The organism is Thermovenabulum gondwanense, from assembly GCF_001601575.1.
GTDB classification, from domain to species: Bacteria; Bacillota; Thermosediminibacteria; order Thermosediminibacterales; family Thermosediminibacteraceae; genus Thermovenabulum; species Thermovenabulum gondwanense.
Genome location: NZ_LOHZ01000038.1, coordinates 1 through 1,691 on the forward strand (window position 1 = coordinate 1; position 1,691 = coordinate 1,691).

Genomic DNA, 1,691 nt, shown 5'->3' on the forward strand with positions numbered 1-1,691 from the left:
GATAGTGTAAAATATTTTTAGGTCGAAAAGGAGGAAAAAGCAGAAAAAATGTAGAAAAAAGACCTCACCATCCTCCCAAAGGATGAGTTAAAAAACTCAACAGGAAGGTGAGGTCTTTATGGAAATAATTCTATGCATACTTAAAACATTCCTGCTTTGTGCAGAAAAAATTTTTGGTTTACTTACAGGGGAATATACTTTTCCTGAATTTGAGATTGAACTTGAAAAATTACTGAAAGATTTAGGAAAGGAAATATGCAGGATAGTATTGCAAGAACTTGATGAAAAAATATATAAAGACAAAAAAGAGAGGGAAAATTGGAGAGTAGTCCAGAAGGACTGCGAAAGGACTATAACGACGAAATTTGGGGATGTAACATACAAAAGGCGTTATTACGAAGAAAAGAAAACAGGGGAAAAAGCTTATCTTGTGGATAGAGCTGCTGGTATACAAAAGTATGAGAGGATAGATGTGGCATTAAAAGCTGAGATAACGGATTTATCGACAATGATGTCATATGAAAAAAGCACCCAGGAAATAAAGAGAGATGGGGCTGAATGTCATATAAGCCGACAGACGGTAATGAATACCCTGAGGAAGATAGATGAGATTAAAACTTATGGAGAATCTGCAGGAAAGAAAAGAATAAAGGTGCTTTATATAGAAGCCGATGAAGATCATATTCATTATCAAAATGGGAAATCAGGAATAGTAAAACTGGTATACGTTCATGAAGGGAAAAGAATCGCAGCAAAAGATAGGAATGAATTGATAAATCCCAAATATTTTTCGGGGGTATATGATGGAGAAAGAGTAGAAAAATTATGGGAGGAGGTATGGGAATACATAAAAAATACTTACGAAGAAGACCAGATAGAACGCATATACATATCAGGAGATGGAGCGGATTGGATAAAATTTGGGGTAAAGTATTTACCCAATGCCATATATGTGTTAGACCTTTATCATTTACAAAAGTATATAACAACTGCTTTGAAGGATGACAAAAAACTAAAGAGGGCATTATGGAAAGAGATATTTAGAGGGGATAAAGAAAAAGTAATAGGGATATTAATTCAAAAATACAACGAATACGAAGGAGAAGGGGATAAAAATCTGGTAAAGAAATGCATAAATTACATAAAAAACAATTGGGAAGGGATATATTCGTACAATTTATACAAAGGAGAAATAACAGGATGTAGCGCAGAAAGCCATGTAAGCCATGTATTGTCTGAAAGGTTATCGAGAGGGCCATTATCGTGGAGTAAGATAGGTGCCCATAAGATGGCGCAATTAAGGGCGGTAAAAGCAAGCGGCATATCGATTAAGGAAATGATAATAAAGCAGCGATTTGAAGATTTAAAGCCTGTAGAATTGCCCAGGACTACTCTATACAAGGCAAAACAGCAGATAAAAAAGATAAATGAAAAATATGGGACTATACGAGATTTACCAATTCTATTAAACAAGAAGACATTTACAAGTATGACAATAAAGTCATTATTACAGCAAATTAATATTTAATAGAGAAGGCTAAGAAGGTAAAACAAAAGAGGGATATTACAACCATTATATGGTAATATATGGAAATATTTTATGTTACAACAATTCATATAAAAAATTTTTTACCTTCATCTAATGGGAAGATGGTGAGTTTTTAAAAAACCTAAAAATACTTGACGCGATC

At 33.6% G+C, this 1,691-nt stretch carries 1 protein-coding gene; it reads left to right on the forward strand.

All coding sequences use genetic code 11. The annotated features are described in order from the left end of the window. The first annotated feature begins 118 nt into the window (after nucleotides 1-118). Nucleotides 119-1,528: an ISLre2 family transposase gene (locus tag ATZ99_RS08925; protein ID WP_068748894.1), complete on the forward strand. Its 1,410-nt coding sequence runs from the start codon at nucleotides 119-121 to the stop codon at nucleotides 1,526-1,528. The last annotated feature ends 163 nt before the right edge of the window (nucleotides 1,529-1,691 follow it).

Excerpts from the sequence above, each read along its gene's own strand:
- ATZ99_RS08925 (WP_068748894.1), top strand. The coding sequence starts at position 119 with ATGGAAATAATTCTATGCATACTTAAAACATTCCTGCTTTGTGCAGAA.